Here is a 15562-nt window from a genome sequence, read left to right on the forward strand (position 1 = left end):
AAGGCAAGTTTAATACTGTCCTTGCCTTGCCTTAATAGTCTAAAGTAAATTAAAAAGTAAAAGTGGTTCTAAGTGTACCAATAAAGATGTCGTCGTTATTCTCATTGTGACCAGGTGCGGTTAGCCAGATAACACCAGGAGTGATGGAAATATTATTGTTCAGGGCAAACTTGTAGAAGCCTTCGATGTGTAGGCCGATGTCAGGATCACGGCGACGACCAGCTTCAAGACCACCGATCAGACTAGCCACATTGGCGTTAGTAGTACCTGTCAGTCTTGGTTCCATACCCACCACGAAACCCAGAGTGTTTCCTTCCTTACCAAAATCATTGATGGCCAGCGTCGCCGCATAATTCCAGACATCAGCTTGACCACGCCCAATTACAGTGGCATCCGTGTAACCAGCCCAGCCACTCAGAACTACTTGGGGGCTGAAGGCTAAGGAAGCTTCAAGACCGTAGGAGTTAGAAACAACGGGACGGTTCGTGCGTATCTGAGAAGCCAAACTACCTGTATTGTGGCCAAGGCTACCACCCTCACCGAGAGGATTGGTGTTGTAGGCATGGATATAAGTGGCCGCTAGGGCAAATTCTTTGCTTGGTTGGAAAGTGACCTGACCAATGGCACTGTAACTACCATTGAACAATCCAGCATCCTCACCAGAATCAGCAGGTGTACTGGCTAAGTAACCAACGTCCAATCGCAGGGGAGTGTTGTGACCTAGGGAAACTCCTGCTCCAGCATTGTTTATCGAACCGCCTATATTATAAATCGGGTTACGTAGCCCAAAGCGGGATATCGAACCAGCACCGGCAGAGTCAAGGGGGTTAAGAGTAGGAGTCAAGGTATTAAATAGACCAGCATTAGCATAGATTGTGGCTCTCGCTGTGTCACTCAGAGGAAAGCGATAGGACAAATCATGGAGAACGACACTGTTGTTGGTAGATCCGCTAAAAGCTAATCGACCTTCGTTAGTAACACTCCCAGGAGTGGTTAGTATCGGAGCATTGCTAATCTGAAGACGGGTACGCAAGCGATCGCGACCCGTGAAGCTGGTATCAAAATTGAGACGTGTACGATGTTGAAAGACAGTATTGTCTTCAACCAAGTTGTCGCCGCCAAAGGAATCACTGATACCCCAGATAACCTCCCCGCTTAACTTGGTAGTGGTAGAAAACTGATTGTCTTCTAAGGAAGCTACCCGACCTTCCAATTTATCGACCCGCGCACCAATCGTGGTCAATTCTGTTTGAAATTCCGCGACTAATCGCTGTAACGTCTCTAGATCATCGCGGGTGACCTGTGCATCCATGTCTCCAATCAAGCGCTCAATCTGGTTCAAGCAGGAATTTAAACCAGCAGCAAATTCAAAACGGCTCAAAGGACTGTTGCCGCGATAGGTGCCGTCGGGATAACCAGCAATACAGTTGTAACGTTCAACTAAACTACGTAGTGCTTCATAAGCCCAATCTCCTGGTGAAACATCTTTTAGTTGAGAGACACTAGTGACTTGCTCAAGAGAGTTACTGTTGCCTTCGTTACCATAGCGGTTGATTTGTTCTAAAACTTCAGTGGCATCAGCAGTTATCTCACCGGTCACGGGCCATGCTGGAGTTGGATTGCTTAGTTCCGCAGGGGATTCTGCTTGAGCTACTTGACTGTAGTGATTGATTTGTTCTAAAACTTCAGTGGCATCAGCCGTTGTTTCATCGGCCACTGGCCATGCTGGAGTTGGATTGCTTAGTTCCGCAGGGGCTTCTGCTTGAGCCACTGATTGACCCCATTGAACTTGAGTGTTTTTAGCTACGGCAGTTGGGATAACAACTGAAACGTCCAACACTTCTAATTGCGCCTGCTCATGCTCAATTTGCGGTGGAACTTCAGTAGCGCTTGCCGCCCAGGACAGAAGCAAATTAGCACTTAAAATGGCTGGAATCGCTAGCAAACAATTCCACAAAACTCTAGACATTATCTTGATTCGTCCTCACACTAATTGATATAATTTCTTGGTGGTAAAACTGTGCTGTTGCTTGATGAGTCAGCAACAAACGCAACGGAATAAATCCCCTTTGCTCGAAAGGAGATGGTAGATCCTGATTTATCTGTGAGGCAGCCAGTCAGACTTGATGGGAGGGAGTTGCTTTCACAGCAAATCCACTAATTTATCGCAAATTAGTCAAAAAAAACTGCCTCAGTAGCGGTTTTTACTTCCACTGTCTACTCTAGGTGATGCTTTCCTATAGTAGACAGATGCATGCCCTGAGATGTTTCGTTGGTCAAGGGCAATTCAGATTTTTCCCTTTATATGCCAATCCATCATAGCCTAAGCATTGCCCAGGCTGCCAACTGGGTTCGACTACAGCCAGGTTGTTTAAAATGCTGGTGTCACAGTGTTGGCCATGGCGATAAATAAACAACAAGCTCTGCTTTACTCCTCGCCAGTAGGTACAGAAAAAGCTACAAAGTTTAAACTTTGTAGCTTTTTCTGGCCTCTGAGCTTTTTGGTCACTCTCCAAAGTATTCTAATCCGCTTAGGTTGACCAAAACTTAGTTCTGTGAATAGCAAAGCTTTATCATCTTGTCTGGCTCTGTCGAGCCTTTATCTAAACTCTTATATAGATGGTAAGCTTTCAAGGAAGCTACTAATGGATAGATAGTTTTGAGTATTTCTTTTGACCGAGTAGCTGGCATCTACGATGCTACTAGAGGACTGCCACCACAGGTATCTGAGCAAATAGCAGACTGTATACTTAGTATTGTCTCAGCTACACCAGACACTAAGTTTTTTGAACCGGGCATTGGTACGGGGCGAATTGCCATACCAATCGTGCTAAGGGGTTACTCTTACACAGGTGTTGACATTTCTGAAAAGATGATGAATCAGCTTCGCCAGCAGTTGCAAGGCGAACCTAACCAGCTTACTCTGCTCCAGGCTGATGCGACATCTCTTCCTTTTAGTAGTCAATCTTTTGATGTGGCGCTGGCGGCACATCTGCTACATTTAATTCCTGCTTGGCGAGAGGCTCTTGCAGAAATACACCGAGTGTTGAAACCAAACGGTGTTTTTCTATATTGCTATAACTATGCAGGTCTCCGTAATCACAAGGAATTTGACCGAGAATGGCAAATGATACTTGCTAAACACGGATTTCAACTTACTGAGTATGGTGCGGCCAAAGAAAAAGTCATGGAGGCACTAATTGAGCAAGGAGCAATATTGGAAACAGTAACTGCTGCTCAGTGGCAGAGCGAGCGCACTGTTGGCGAATTGCTCACCATCTACGAAGAAAAAATGCATAGCTCTTCTTGGCAGATTCCTGAAGATATCTTCTCAGTTGCCATCAAGGAACTTAAAGAATGGGCTTTGCAGTACTACAAATCAGAGGAGGTAGCTCTTTCTGCCGATGCCAAATTTGAGCTCACAGTAGCACGTAACTGGGCTTTTGACGTTCTCCCTGAGCAAAGTTGATACTATCTATAGAAACTTCTGGGAGACTATTACCAGCCTCCCTCAAATTACAATTGAAAATCAAGCAGATCTAAGTTTGGTTTTAAATTGATCCATATCTCATAATGTATAACTGCACCTGTAGGTGTTCTCCTAAGTTAGATTCTGACAACAAGAGAATCTGTAAATGCAGCAGTATCTTGGATATTCGTGGTAACTTATGTGTCTGTAAATATATAGTAGTAGCTTAAGAGCAAGACAGTTCAACTCGATAAACACACTCCATAGTAATCTTAGAATAAAAGTAATTGCTGCTCAACGTAATTTAATTGTCGGCTAGGTTTGTGAGATCACATGCTAGACTAGCTGCGATCGCATTAATCTTCAATGGCATAGCTGAGTCTAGTTTGGGAATGCGCTTAACTCTTAAGTACAATCAAGCTTAAAAAATAGTCCGTATAGCGCCCAACACAGCCGCCAACAAAACCACTCCAGCTGGGTCAAGTAAGCGCCGAGCAGTTAATAGCGCCGCTAAACAGCAGATAACAATGCTAAAAACATCCCCTGCCATGTTCTGTCCCAGACTCCAAGCAGCAGCAGTCATCAAACCTATGGTTACAGGACCACAAGCAGTATGAAAGTGTTTGATCCACAGGGGAGGACGTGGTCTTGCCGCAAAACTCGCTACACCAGCGAGCAAAAAGGATGTGGGGCCAAACATGCCTAGACCAGCAGCCAGTGCTCCCAGGAAACCAGCCACCTGATTACCGATGTAAAGTACATGAAGCATATTTGGCCCTGGTACAAGTAGACCTAGGGCAATAGCGTCAACAAACCCCTGATGACTCATCCAAGCGTGGACAGTAACAACTTGGCGTTCCATCTCTGGAACCATTGCTAGTGCTCCACCGATGCTAATCAGATCTAGGTAAGCAAAGGTAAAAAATAGATCAAGTAGAACTTTCATTGTCTTCTCCTTTCTTTTTGACCAACCACCAGAGGAGAGGCGCAACGAAAAGAATAGCCAAAGGTACAGCTATCTTTAAAATACCCACCAGGACAAAGATAATAGCTGCAACTAGTAACCAACTGCGATCATCTAAACGCCTTGCCAACAGCCATGTCATCCCCGCAATGAGTCCAACTGCGGCTGCTGCTACTGAAGAAAGTATCCCTTGAAATACTTGCTGCTCAGGTGCCTCAGAGATGACCTGAGATACCAACATTATTACTGAAGCACCCGGCAGCAGCAGAGCAACCGTAGCAAGGAATGCACCCCAAGCTCCGTTGAAGTGCCACCCCAAATAAGCTGAGAGATTGGTTGCCAGTGGACCAGGCAACGACTGACACCAGTTAAGGACTTCCAGGTACTCCTTTTCTGTTAACATGCCATGCTTCAACAGATGGTGCAAAAGGTAGGCAGATACAGCTCCACCAAAAGCCATTGCTCCCACTTTGGCAAATATGATGATCAGAGCACTCAGAGGAGAATAACTTATTTTCTGCTGTGAATTCATGTAATGTGTTTTGACCTTTTAAGCGCTCTGAAGACTTGTTTCTAGGGGATAATACTCTTCACTCCAGGCAGCAAACTTGTCATGCAAAGGTCTTAAACTAGCTTCAATTTCTTCCCGTTCTTCCAGCGTTACCAATGATTCTTGCCATCTGTCTTTATTGTTTTCAACAGCATAAAAAGCCATAGACTGTTTAACATCCTGATGTTGTATTCTGTTGAAGGTTTCTCGATGGTCGTATTGCGTGCCGTTAGATGTTTCTCTTTGCTTTTCTCCACAACTGAAACTATTGACATCAAAGGGCTTGCTCCAATTAATCATGTTGTCAGTAAAAGGAATGTCCCAACGACGACAAATCAATTGAAATACATGTCGCGGCTCTTTAAGTAAATGCTCTCTAGTCAAACAAGTAACTTGATCCGAAATAGGCTTAGCGTTGATGAAAGTATCGTAAGTATGCTGATAGGCAATCTTAAATAGGTTCAAATCACAGATACCTTCCCAGCCCTCTTTACCAGCAGCTTTACATTTTTTCCAAGAACTCCAGGTTCCTACGGGATCTCGTAAAAGAAAGAGAGGTCTGGAATACTTAATTGCCTCTTGATTAGGAAATAATTCAAAGGAGCATTCTTCTTGGTAGGCATGACCCAGCACTTCTTTGATGAAAAAGATTTCTGCTGAGTGTTTGGTAAAAGCAGGATGAGAGCCATCAAAAATACTGTAGTCTGGCTTTTTTTCTCCTTCCCGAATACCTTCCTTCATTGGTTGGTAGAAGCAGTGTACATGAGGGCTTTGATTCATGGACTGCATAAAGGCTGTACTGCCACTTCTACAAGGAGAAATGAACAATCTAATTGTTGGTAATGCCATTTGTAATGTTCTAAGGTAGTCTTGTAAATGGATTGATGAGAAAGCCAGAGCTAGATAAATTTTGTCTTAATCAAGCCCAGGTTCCGACAGATACTTTGGTAAAAGACTTTATTTCTATTCCATGACCTGAAGGATCTTTAATGAACATTACGTATTGTTCGTGACCCTTACCAATAAATCGCAAGTGCGGTTGTTTAATAAACTTGATTCCATGAGCAATCAAGCGCTCTTTGGTATTTTCAAATTCTCCAAAAGTTAAGGCGGCTCCAAAGTGTGGAACTGGCACATCTTCAGCCTCAACTTTTTTTTGAACACTCTTAGCGCTGTATCCCTTCATTTCATGGAAGGTAAGTTGACAACCATAAAAATTGAAATGAACTGATGACTGGGAAGCTCGGCGTTCTTCAACACCAATAATGTTCTTATAAAAGTGTCTAGTTGACTCAAGATCGTTGACACACATCGAAAGATGGAAGGGAAGACATCTGGAATTATTTTGAGTTTGAACATAGCCTAATTCCCTAAGCTTTGCTAAAACTTTATTAGCACTCTCAAAAATGGATTCCTGATCGGTTCTGCATTCGACTGCGGGGTTAAGAGGCGGTTCGTAGGGGTCATCTATACCAGTGAAGTGTCTAATCTCACCAGATCGTACCTTTTTGTATAGCCCCTTAACGTCTCGCTGCTCGCAAACTTCTAGTGGTGCGTTAACGTATACTTCAACAAAATTGTCAATGCGCTGTCGCATTTCTTCGCGAAGTTCGCGGTAGGGTGAGATGGCTGAAACTATTGTAACGACACCATTCCGGCTGAGGAGATCGGCAACAAAGCCAATGCGACGGATATTTTCGTACCGGTCTTGTTTACTAAAACCTAAACCCTTAGTTAGGTTTTGACGCACCACGTCACCGTCGAGCACGGCAACTTGGTATCCTTGCGAGCGCAACTCCTGCTCGACAAATCGACTGATGGTGGTTTTACCTCCCCCACTCAGACCAGTTAACCAGATAGTCGCACCAGTTGTTTGCTCCCCATGGTTAATCAGGTCTAGGTTGCGTGAAAAGCTAGTTTCATGCAATAATTGTGCTTCTGTAGGCATTAAAATTCAATCCTCTAATCTGTTTACCAGAAGTAGTTAGCAACAAGGGAAAGCAGAACAAAGAAAGCTGTTTTCTAGCTTGTTAATCACCTGCGCAGCTTACTGTTTGACCAGGAAATTGACATTACCTGCCTACTTCAACCAAAGTTGTTATAGCCACCCAGAGGAAGGGCTTTCTATTTCGCCTTGGCAGCTCTTCCAAAAGTAGGTTTGCCTCATATAAATTAGGGCACCGCATTACAACCTCAAGTTCAGACTTAGTAGGAGATACTACTACAATCTCAAGTTCAGGGCTAGCTGTTTTTTATTCTCTCAACAAAGAATATACTAATGTTGAGGCTTATGTAAAGCTTTGTCATGAGGCAGCTTTTGTCTTGATGCCTGTAATGAGCTTGCTATGAATTATTGGCAATCAGTTAGGGATGATTACTAGTTGGCAAATACTGCAACAATTGCGCTGTGTAATGAGTTAACTTTCTGCCCGTAGCCCTTGGTGAGAAATACTAACCGCATTTCTTGTGGACTAATCATCGAGCAATTCTCAAGGGTAGTGGCTCCATATTTTCAGCCCAACTCTAAAAATTGCTAGTGCTTTACGCTATGCAGATGGCTAATATCAATTTAAACCGATTGTACGACTAGAGATTTGCGTAGAAAAAAAACTCTCTTCGAGTCGCCTATAGGGTTTGATCATTCGATTCTCCTGATTTTAGAAAATGCTTCTAGAGAAAAGTAGCGTCTCGATCTGTTATCTGAATGAGAAGCATTTTATGAATTGAAACTTCATCCAAGATAAATTACAGTAGGTTACTAGACTTTGTCCCTACATCTTACTCTTGTCTGGTCTCTGAACTTAATACAAATGCACCCTGATTCAAAATTTTCTCTTACCTAAGAAAATAACACGAATTTCAGGGTGTTTGTCTAGCTATAACTGCTAACTTTACCGAAACTTTAAATTGGAAACCTCTAACTTTACCAAAATTTCCAAAAATCAGTAAATTTCCTGAGGCTTTTGTCAGTTAGCTAGGCTAGGTTGCTCAAAATCATAGCATATCCTGACATTGGAGGCAAAAATAGCTAAGGAAGAGGTAATATCACCGTAGTTTAACAGTAAATCAACAGTGAAACTACTGATATAGAAAGAATAGTTTACCGAAAAACCAGTGTATTTACGGTGGCTAGTCTTCCATTTAAATGAGACTGAAGGTAGGCTGCATAACTTTTTGTAAAAAAAATCACCGGAATTGACTCCCTTCTGATTTTTGAGGGAAGAGTCTCAACCTAGTGCTAGCCGGGGAGTTCTAAGCATAACCATGCACACCACACCCTGCAACCCATACACTCCACTTTCAGAAAACGCTGACTTATCGAGTGAATCTTGAGTCGGATAGGGTGCGTGTAGCCTTCTTTTCGAGATGCTATGGGTTGTCGTTCACGTAGCGCGTCCGAAAAACTCAACTATATCGACAGCTTTACGGCAGAGTTTTGCTTAAATTGAGTCTAACCCATCAGTAAAAACTGATGGGTTACTGTGCAGAGATCCTCTAATTGGTAATAGACCGCAACATTACGCATTAAATTACCCTACTGCTCCCATAACTTAATCTTTACTTCATAAATAACTGCTTACTCTGCGGCGAATTGCGGTTTATTTCTGCAACGCCTGACTCAGGGAAAAGCGAGAGGAGTTTGTTATTTTTTGTTATGGTTGGAGTGTTCATTATTTCTTAAATTGAGCATCCCTCACCAATTAACCACACTCATTTAAATTATCTGTTAAGGAAAAAATATTGTGAACACTGTTCTTATCGTAGAAGATTCTTTAACTGAGCAAGTAATCCTTGCCAAGTATTTGCAGCAGGCAGGTTTTCAGGTCTTGACTGCCAGCAGTGCCACAGAAGCTATGGTAACAGTAAGTCGCCATCAACTAGATGTAATAATCCTAGACGTTGTACTACCAGACCGTAGTGGTTTTGAGATCTGCCGCGAACTCAAGGCCCAGGCCCACACCAGTAGTATTCCTATAATTATTTGCTCTACCAAAGGAGGAAAGATGGATAAATTTTGGGGTCTGACACAGGGAGCTGATGCTTATCTGAGTAAGCCTGTTGATCAGGAAGAATTCATTGACGCCGTTAAACACCTGCTCAAAGCTTAATTGCAACCATCAAAGAAAATCCGTTTAAAAACGTAAAATTTCCCGGTCGTAGTTTTCTGGATTTGGCTTAATTTTCCAGACTAATCCTTCTCCAGTTTCTAAGGATACCTCGACGTAAAGTAGCTCGACAGCAGTGACAGCTAAATCTTGATTTTTTTTCAAACTCTTGTAAGTCTTCGGTCAAAAGTTTAAGCTTAAATCCACTTGGTATAAGGCTACCAGGGGTAACACTAGATATGCGATAATTGGTGAAGTAAATAAAAATCTAGATCCACTTCAAGCAATTAACAAGATTGACCAAAATCAGATACCCAAGGATCGACTCGAAACTCGTCAGCTAAAAAATCAATGAAGCAGCTAACCTTGGCTGACTGAAAGCGGCTTCTTTTATAAACAGCACAAATCGGTAAAGGTGTTGGCTGATATTCTTGAAGAACCACCTGAAGTGTTCCCCGATGAAATTCATCACTGAATAACCAAACTGGTGCAACCGCGATACCTATACCAGACAAAACCGCCTGTCGGATAGCCACAGAACTATCTGTTTTAAAATTTCCTGTTACCTTAATTTTCGCAAGTCCATTTCGGGCTTGAAAGTGCCATTCGTTGCCAGTTGAAAGGGGAGTGTAAACAATGCAGTTTTGTTCAGTAAGGTCTTCGGGTTTTTGGGGTTCCCCAGCTTGTTGAAAATACGCTTTAGAGGCAACAGTCACGCGTCTAGTTGTGCCAATCTGGTGGGAAATCAGGGAAGTATCTTTCGCTTGACCTATTCTAATCGCCAAATCCACACCCTCCTCCACCAGATCAACAAAGCAATCCTTCATCATCAAATCAATCTTGATCTCTGGGTAAGCGTCAATAAATGCCTTCAGACGCGGCATAATTTGGAACTGTCCAAAAGAAACAGGACAGCTCACACGCAATAGACCCGAAGGCCTTTTTCGTCGTCCCACACTAGCTTCTGCTTCGGCTACAGCCTCCAGAACTCGTTGACAGTGATCATAGAAATGTTCCCCGTCATCAGTCAGATTCAGGCTTCTTGTTGAACGAGTGAGCAATTGTACGTCTAGGTATTCCTCTAAGGCAGCAATTTGCTTACTTATCGTTGGTTGCGTTGTTTCCAGTTCCCTTGCCACAGCCGAAAAGCTACCCGTCTCAACCGTTCGCACAAAACTTTTCATGCAGGCAATGCGATCCATGGTTGCTATATTTATTCTGATTTGGAATAAATTATATTCTTTTTTGCTGTCTTCTCAGTTTTTGGGAAATCAGTAACGATTACTTATAGAACAACTCATGCCACCACACTGGAAGCAAAAGCGATGGATTTAAAAGTAGCCATAGCTCGTGTCTGGGAAAGGGTCAGACAACTGGCAAAGCAACCTACCCGGACATTACGTTATACCAGCGTTACTCTCTGGCAGCAGCTGAAGCGCTTGCTCAACGAAGGTGTTGATCTAGTCTTACTTTAGAGGGTATCACTGCCACTGCCCTCCAAAATTTTCAGCAGCAGAACTTGGGAAAATGGATGGATTGTTGAACACGAGGATGGATTTTTCAACACTAGATAGTCTTCCCTGTACCCTAAGCCAAGTGACTACCAAACGAAATCTTGTAGCTGGACAGCGACTCTTTCATCAGGGTGATTTAGCACGGGCTATCTTCGTTGTTGAAACTGGAAGATTGAAAATCGTTCGTTACACCAGTAACAGCCGACTAGTAAGCTTCGGGGTGGCTAGAGCTGGTGAAAGTATTGCTGAAACAGCTTTGCTTGACGAGGTTTACGGCTGTACAGCGATTGCTGAAGTGGCTTCAGAGGTCATAGCTTACCCAAAATCCTCTCTGCTATCAACATTACAGGATAATCCTGAGCTGACAGAAAAGTTTTTGATGATGCTAGGGAAAAAAATTAAATCCCTGAAAATTTACCTGGAATTGCGGGAAATTCAGGTTGCTGATCAGCGATTACTTAAGTATCTGCATTACTTTACCCAAAGCAACAATTCTCAGATGGTGAATTTTGATCGACCCCTCAAAGAGATTGCCGCGGAGTTAGGTTTTACACCAGAAACCCTCTCACGAGCCTTAACACGACTAGAACAAGAGGGAACAATTGCTCGTTGCAAGGGAGTCATTACTTTGCACGATTCATCACCTGCTTGATTATAATCAAGTGAGTTTAGTAAAGCTTGCCACTTTAAGTTTCGTGATTATCCCTTAATATTGCTTCGAGATTCTTGGGCACTTCATTAAGTGCAAAAAAAACAAAACTTGCATCGCCCCAACTCTATATTCCTTTATCAAGAAATGATGAAATATCACCAGTTAGTCCAACTCGGACTCATTTCAGCCTGCTTGGTCGCCATCTCAGGTAGGGTAATCAGTGCGGTTGCAGCTCCCATCTTTGACTCAAACGGCATTCAAAAAACAGTTGTATCGGCGCAACCCACGGCTCTTCTGTCAGGAACGTTTGTCGCAGCAGAAGCACCAACAACGGGTGTTGCTCGTGTTGTTGTTGAAGACGGACAAAGGTACTTAGAACTCGATGCAGCCTTTAGCACAACAGATATGGCTCCTGATTTGCACGTCCTACTCGAACCAAATGCCACGCCCCCGAAAACTTATGCCAATTTTGGCGGTTATGTTAATTTAGGCCGTCTAGAAAAAGTTAAGGGTGCACAACGCTATCCCATTCCTGATGCGATCAATCTGGCTAATTTTAAGTCGGTTGTCATCTGGTGTCGGATGGCAAATGCAACTATTGGCTATGCCAAGCTGCAAGAAGGTAATCCTGCTGGCAGTCTCTAGTTTTGCGAAATTCTGGTAACAGATCAACCAAGGCTGGTTCTAATTTAGTTTGCCTTTTGTCAGCTGAATGAGTCATCAGTGCAGGAGCGGCTCATGCTAATCATGGGCACTGTAAAGGACGACTCTCTATCGCCAAACGGACAAAATAGACAATTGACTTAGCTTAAATAATTTGCCTGCCGATAACAATAGAAATTGATTACAACACATTGATTGCGGATAAATTTTTAATCCTTAAAAAACATTGACTTTGGGAGTGAAAAACTGCCCATGTTTGCAAGTCTGAGAAAAATTGAAAATCCTTTCCTCAGAAGTACTACGGCAGCACTAACTGCATCTTCGATAGTTACAATAATTGTCGCTCTGGCAATTGGAATTACCAAGCCGAGAGATGAGTCGGCACATAAGTTCGGTGTGTATAGCTCACTGCTCAGTGCTGCTTGCGGTGCCTTACTAAGCGTGATCTACGGTACTAGTAAAGAAAGTAAAAAAGAATCTGCTCCAGATTGTAGTCAACAGACTGCTAATGAAGGCAAAGCTTGGCAAGATTGGCGCAATTTTGTCATCGTTCGTAAGGTCAAAGAAAGCCAAGAAATCACCTCCTTTTACCTTAAACCAGAGGATCAGGAGACACTTCCTTACTTTCAACCGGGTCAATTTTTAACCATTAAACTGAATATTCCCGGACAGGCTAGACCTGTGATTCGCACCTACTCACTTTCCGACTACACAGCCCCTTGTGTATACTATCGTCTCTCTATTAAACGTGAAAGTTCTCCTCAGGGGTTAAATGTTCCACCTGGTATTGTTTCTAACTTTATGCATGACCAGGTTCAAGAAGGGTCGATAATTTCGGCTAAGCCTCCAAATGGTAAGTTTTTCATTACACTTAGCAAGCCTTTACCTGCGGTACTTGTCAGTAACGGTGTTGGCATTACGCCCATGATTGCCATGGCAAAAGCTTGTAGTCGCCTCAACCCAAATAAGCACATCTGGTTTTTACATGGTGCTAGAAATGGCCCTTACCATGCCTTTCGAGATGAGGTAATGGCCTTAGCAAAGTACAATCCTAATCTACACATTCATTTTCGCTACAGTCGTCCCGAAGCAGAAGATGAAGGTTACTATCACAGTACTGGTTATGTTGATGCTGCTCTCATTCAAGAATTAGTTGCACCTAAACCAGAAAAAATTTACGGTTCTACGGATGCAGAATATTTTCTGTGCGGTTCTCCCTCTTTTTTGGAATCTTTGCGAGTAGGACTTCAAGAAAGTAAAGTTCCGAATAATCGCGTCTTTTTTGAATCCTTTGGCAATGGTAAGAAAGCGACATCTGAGAGTACTTCGGTTTCTTTAAACAATGGGAAGGTTGGGGTAGCAGAAGTTGTTTTCGCTCAGTCTGGTAAAACCTTAAACTGGCATCCTGAAGATGGCACCATCTTGGAATTTGCTGAAGCTAATGGTATTAACCCTGATTTCAGTTGCCGAGCGGGTATTTGTTTAACCTGTATGTGCCAAATTAAAGAAGGAGAAGTTGTTTACGAAGAACCTCCGACAGGTACTCCCGATCCTGGGTCTGTACTAATCTGTGTTTCCCGACCTAAAACTTCAAAAATAGTTCTCGATCTCTAAACAAGTTAATTGTTGAAGTTTACCGTTTACTTATTATCTGTTTCCTGTCCCTTTGAGCAAATCTTCTTAAATGCAGCAACAGTTTATCTCATCTAATTGGGAACCACTATATCTTGTAACAAACAGTAGTGAGAGAATATTTATCTCAGATAAGCTGGCTAATCGAGGATATCCTTTGAATCAAGAATGCAGAGCTACCTGTTGAGCTTAAAAGCAGTGGAACACTAAGCTTAAATTGAAGTTACAGAATCTTATTCTCAATTTTAAATTAACTATTTTCTCTTGGCGACTTCTCCCCCGCTTGCAAGGGGGGAGAAGTCAAAATTAGTCTAAAATTGCTATAGGCAAAACTTGGTTAGTTTGCACTTCCAGGTTCTTTTCAACACAAAGAATGCTACCGTTTGGCACACTATTCCAGTTACCCGCAAATAGGGGTTCCGAAGCAATAATTACCCCTTCCGGGTAAGCTGGGTCATCTCGGAGCCAGTAAAGTGTAGGAGTAGCAGTGCCGTGAGCATAGCGACTGGCAATGAGACGGTTTCCATCACTAATGATTACGTTGGCAGAAAAACTGACTTGATGGGACTGAGCTAATTCAGTTACAGTGAGCAATGTTTGGTGTAACGCTATTTCTATGGGTTGCTCTGGAACTGCCTGCAACTGATTAACTAGCAAAGCAAAGATGTGTTCAGAATCAGTCGTGCCCTGGAGGGACTGATAGACATGATCACAAAGGCGATCGCGTATGGGTCGATACAGTGTCTTGCGGAAATTTTTGATAAAACCGTTGTGAATAAATAAAAGGCGTCCCTCTCGAAATGGCTGAGAGTTGCTCAAATCCAACCCCTGACCAACAGTAGCACTGCGGACGTAGGCTAATACACACCCTGACTCGACATAACGGCTCAATTCAGGAAGATTCGTATCATTCCAAATCGGCAGTATATTTTTGTAGATAAAAGGTTCAGTATGCTGGGCGTGATGATACCAGCCAAGGCCTAAGCCATCAGCGTTAACTACTCCAGAAGTCATTTCCCGTGGTTGGTAACTCTGGACAATCAGCGAATGTTCCGGCTTATACAACAGTTGGTCAAGTTGAATAGTCCGGCCAAGGTAGCCAAGTAAACGACACATGGGACGGGATTTGCTCCTAGATGATTAATAATAAACAGGCACAATAAATCAGCAAGACTAAGGAGAAACCGATTGGAACTTATGAGAGTACCAGATAATCTATGGCACCCTCCACCAGCAGACTTAGCGCTGTCGTATGCTGATGTCCATATCTGGCGCGCTGAACTCGATTTAAGTGCAGGACAGATTGAGCAACTGACAAAAACCCTCTCAGCAGACGAACAGCAAAGAGCTAATAGATTTCGCTTTGAGCAGCACAGAAAGCATTTTATCGCTGGTCGCGGATTCTTGCGCGCTATTCTGAGTCGCTATTTAAACTTAGAACCAACTCAGCTACAGTTTTCCTATAGCTCCCGTGGCAAGCCATCATTAGCTAACACCGACAACAGTGGAGGACTCTGTTTTAACTTATCTCACTCCAACGGACTAGCGCTGTATGCCGTCACACGGGGGCAGCGTTTGGGAATTGACCTCGAACACCTCCGTGCGATGCCTGACGCCGAAAAACTGGCAAAACGCTTCTTTTGTGCCAGTGAATATGCCGTCATTAATTCTCTTCCTCCAGAACTCAAGCAGGAGGCATTTTTCAACGGTTGGACTCGTAAGGAAGCCTACCTGAAAGCTACAGGCGATGGCTTAGCAGGACTCGAACAGGTAGAAGTCTCTTTAAATCCGACAGAACCAGCAACGCTGCTGAGTATTCAAGGAAACCCAGAGGCTGCCTCTTGCTGGTCTATGTATCAGCTAACACCAGCACCTGACTACGCCGCCGCTTTAGTGGTAGAAGGAAAAGGTTGGCATCTGCATTATTTGAGTGTGGTCTAGTTCTTCTTACGCCATAGTATAGGATCACGAGATGTCGTGACCCTATTGGGAAACGTAGCCTAATTAGAACA

At 43.2% G+C, this 15562-nt stretch carries 14 protein-coding genes and 2 pseudogenes; 7 read left to right on the forward strand and 9 right to left on the reverse strand.

The window, feature by feature from the left end; translation table 11 throughout:
• Positions 1 to 49: 49 nt before the first annotated feature.
• The gene (locus ACT7WV_RS03260; protein WP_445101521.1) at positions 50 to 1969 is read right to left on the reverse strand and encodes an iron uptake porin; all 1920 of its coding nucleotides are present in this window, start codon (positions 1967 to 1969) and stop codon (positions 50 to 52) included.
• A gap of 690 nt (positions 1970 to 2659) precedes the next feature.
• Between ACT7WV_RS03260 and ACT7WV_RS03265 the strand changes: the two genes are divergently transcribed.
• Positions 2660 to 3469 (forward strand): class I SAM-dependent methyltransferase, encoded by an 810-nt coding sequence (locus ACT7WV_RS03265; RefSeq protein ID WP_445101522.1) that lies wholly within the window; start codon positions 2660 to 2662, stop codon positions 3467 to 3469.
• 421 nt (positions 3470 to 3890) lie between these two features.
• Here ACT7WV_RS03265 and ACT7WV_RS03270 read toward each other — a convergent pair whose 3' ends face one another.
• From ACT7WV_RS03270 to cysC, 5 genes and pseudogenes are all read right to left on the reverse strand, one after another.
• Positions 3891 to 4415 (reverse strand): chromate transporter, encoded by a 525-nt coding sequence (locus ACT7WV_RS03270; RefSeq protein ID WP_445101523.1) that lies wholly within the window; start codon positions 4413 to 4415, stop codon positions 3891 to 3893.
• On the reverse strand, positions 4399 to 4965 hold the full coding sequence (locus ACT7WV_RS03275) for a chromate transporter (protein ID WP_445101524.1): 567 nt from the start codon (positions 4963 to 4965) through the stop codon (positions 4399 to 4401). Before ACT7WV_RS03275 ends, ACT7WV_RS03270 begins: the two co-directional genes overlap by 17 nt.
• An 18-nt stretch (positions 4966 to 4983) precedes the next feature.
• Positions 4984 to 5763 carry a hypothetical protein gene (locus tag ACT7WV_RS03280; RefSeq protein WP_445101525.1) on the reverse strand — a complete coding sequence of 260 codons (780 nt, stop codon included), beginning with the start codon at positions 5761 to 5763 and terminating at the stop codon, positions 4984 to 4986.
• Between the two features lie 139 nt (positions 5764 to 5902).
• A complete protein-coding gene (locus ACT7WV_RS03285; protein WP_445105567.1) occupies positions 5903 to 6295 on the reverse strand; it encodes a VOC family protein in 393 nt (130 codons plus the stop codon).
• Between the two features lie 39 nt (positions 6296 to 6334).
• Positions 6335 to 6931 (reverse strand): annotated as a pseudogene (gene cysC / locus ACT7WV_RS03290) (adenylyl-sulfate kinase); the annotation flags it as partial.
• A gap of 1795 nt (positions 6932 to 8726) precedes the next feature.
• On the opposite strand from cysC, the gene ACT7WV_RS03295 reads away from it, so the two are divergent.
• Positions 8727 to 9092, forward strand: coding sequence for a response regulator transcription factor (locus ACT7WV_RS03295; RefSeq protein WP_445101526.1), 366 nt, complete (start codon positions 8727 to 8729; stop codon positions 9090 to 9092).
• 24 nt (positions 9093 to 9116) lie between these two features.
• On the opposite strand, the pseudogene ACT7WV_RS03300 reads toward ACT7WV_RS03295, so the two are convergent.
• Positions 9117 to 9312, reverse strand: a pseudogene (locus ACT7WV_RS03300) (DUF1822 family protein); the annotation flags it as partial.
• A gap of 64 nt (positions 9313 to 9376) precedes the next feature.
• Positions 9377 to 10291: a LysR family transcriptional regulator gene (locus ACT7WV_RS03305; protein WP_445101528.1), complete on the reverse strand. Its 915-nt coding sequence runs from the start codon at positions 10289 to 10291 to the stop codon at positions 9377 to 9379.
• A gap of 123 nt (positions 10292 to 10414) precedes the next feature.
• Here ACT7WV_RS03305 and ACT7WV_RS03310 point away from each other — a divergent pair, with 123 nt between their 5' ends.
• From ACT7WV_RS03310 to ACT7WV_RS03325, 4 genes are all read left to right on the forward strand, one after another.
• Positions 10415 to 10564 carry a hypothetical protein gene (locus tag ACT7WV_RS03310; RefSeq protein WP_445101529.1) on the forward strand — a complete coding sequence of 50 codons (150 nt, stop codon included), beginning with the start codon at positions 10415 to 10417 and terminating at the stop codon, positions 10562 to 10564.
• 121 nt (positions 10565 to 10685) lie between these two features.
• On the forward strand, positions 10686 to 11255 hold the full coding sequence (locus ACT7WV_RS03315; RefSeq protein ID WP_445101530.1) for a Crp/Fnr family transcriptional regulator: 570 nt from the start codon (positions 10686 to 10688) through the stop codon (positions 11253 to 11255).
• 144 nt (positions 11256 to 11399) lie between these two features.
• Complete coding sequence (locus ACT7WV_RS03320; protein WP_445101531.1) at positions 11400 to 11900, forward strand: DM13 domain-containing protein; 501 nt, start codon at positions 11400 to 11402, stop codon at positions 11898 to 11900.
• Positions 11901 to 12170: 270 nt separating this feature from the next.
• Entirely contained in the window at positions 12171 to 13532 is a 1362-nt protein-coding gene (locus ACT7WV_RS03325; RefSeq protein ID WP_445101532.1) for a 2Fe-2S iron-sulfur cluster-binding protein, read from the forward strand.
• 324 nt (positions 13533 to 13856) lie between these two features.
• On the opposite strand, the gene egtC is transcribed toward ACT7WV_RS03325, so the two are convergent.
• Positions 13857 to 14666 carry an ergothioneine biosynthesis protein EgtC gene (egtC, locus tag ACT7WV_RS03330; RefSeq protein ID WP_445101533.1) on the reverse strand — a complete coding sequence of 270 codons (810 nt, stop codon included), beginning with the start codon at positions 14664 to 14666 and terminating at the stop codon, positions 13857 to 13859.
• A gap of 81 nt (positions 14667 to 14747) precedes the next feature.
• Here egtC and ACT7WV_RS03335 point away from each other — a divergent pair, with 81 nt between their 5' ends.
• Entirely contained in the window at positions 14748 to 15491 is a 744-nt protein-coding gene (locus tag ACT7WV_RS03335) for a 4'-phosphopantetheinyl transferase family protein (RefSeq protein WP_445105568.1), read from the forward strand.
• The last annotated feature ends 71 nt before the right edge of the window (positions 15492 to 15562 follow it).

Source organism: Symploca atlantica LB2515, from assembly GCF_052546295.1.

Bases quoted from the DNA above. Each gene is read 5' to 3' on its own strand.
- ACT7WV_RS03260 (WP_445101521.1), bottom strand. From the start codon at position 1,969: ATGTCTAGAGTTTTGTGGAATTGTTTGCTAGCGATTCCAGCCATTTTA.
- ACT7WV_RS03270 (WP_445101523.1), bottom strand. From the start codon at position 4,415: ATGAAAGTTCTACTTGATCTATTTTTTACCTTTGCTTACCTAGATCTG.
- ACT7WV_RS03275 (WP_445101524.1), bottom strand. From the start codon at position 4,965: ATGAATTCACAGCAGAAAATAAGTTATTCTCCTCTGAGTGCTCTGATC.
- ACT7WV_RS03280 (WP_445101525.1), bottom strand. From the start codon at position 5,763: ATGAATCAAAGCCCTCATGTACACTGCTTCTACCAACCAATGAAGGAA.
- ACT7WV_RS03285 (WP_445105567.1), bottom strand. From the start codon at position 6,295: ATGTGTGTCAACGATCTTGAGTCAACTAGACACTTTTATAAGAACATT.
- ACT7WV_RS03305 (WP_445101528.1), bottom strand. From the start codon at position 10,291: ATGGATCGCATTGCCTGCATGAAAAGTTTTGTGCGAACGGTTGAGACG.
- ACT7WV_RS03310 (WP_445101529.1), top strand. From the start codon at position 10,415: ATGGATTTAAAAGTAGCCATAGCTCGTGTCTGGGAAAGGGTCAGACAA.
- ACT7WV_RS03320 (WP_445101531.1), top strand. From the start codon at position 11,400: ATGATGAAATATCACCAGTTAGTCCAACTCGGACTCATTTCAGCCTGC.
- ACT7WV_RS03325 (WP_445101532.1), top strand. From the start codon at position 12,171: ATGTTTGCAAGTCTGAGAAAAATTGAAAATCCTTTCCTCAGAAGTACT.
- egtC (WP_445101533.1), bottom strand. From the start codon at position 14,666: ATGTGTCGTTTACTTGGCTACCTTGGCCGGACTATTCAACTTGACCAA.
- ACT7WV_RS03335 (WP_445105568.1), top strand. From the start codon at position 14,748: ATGAGAGTACCAGATAATCTATGGCACCCTCCACCAGCAGACTTAGCG.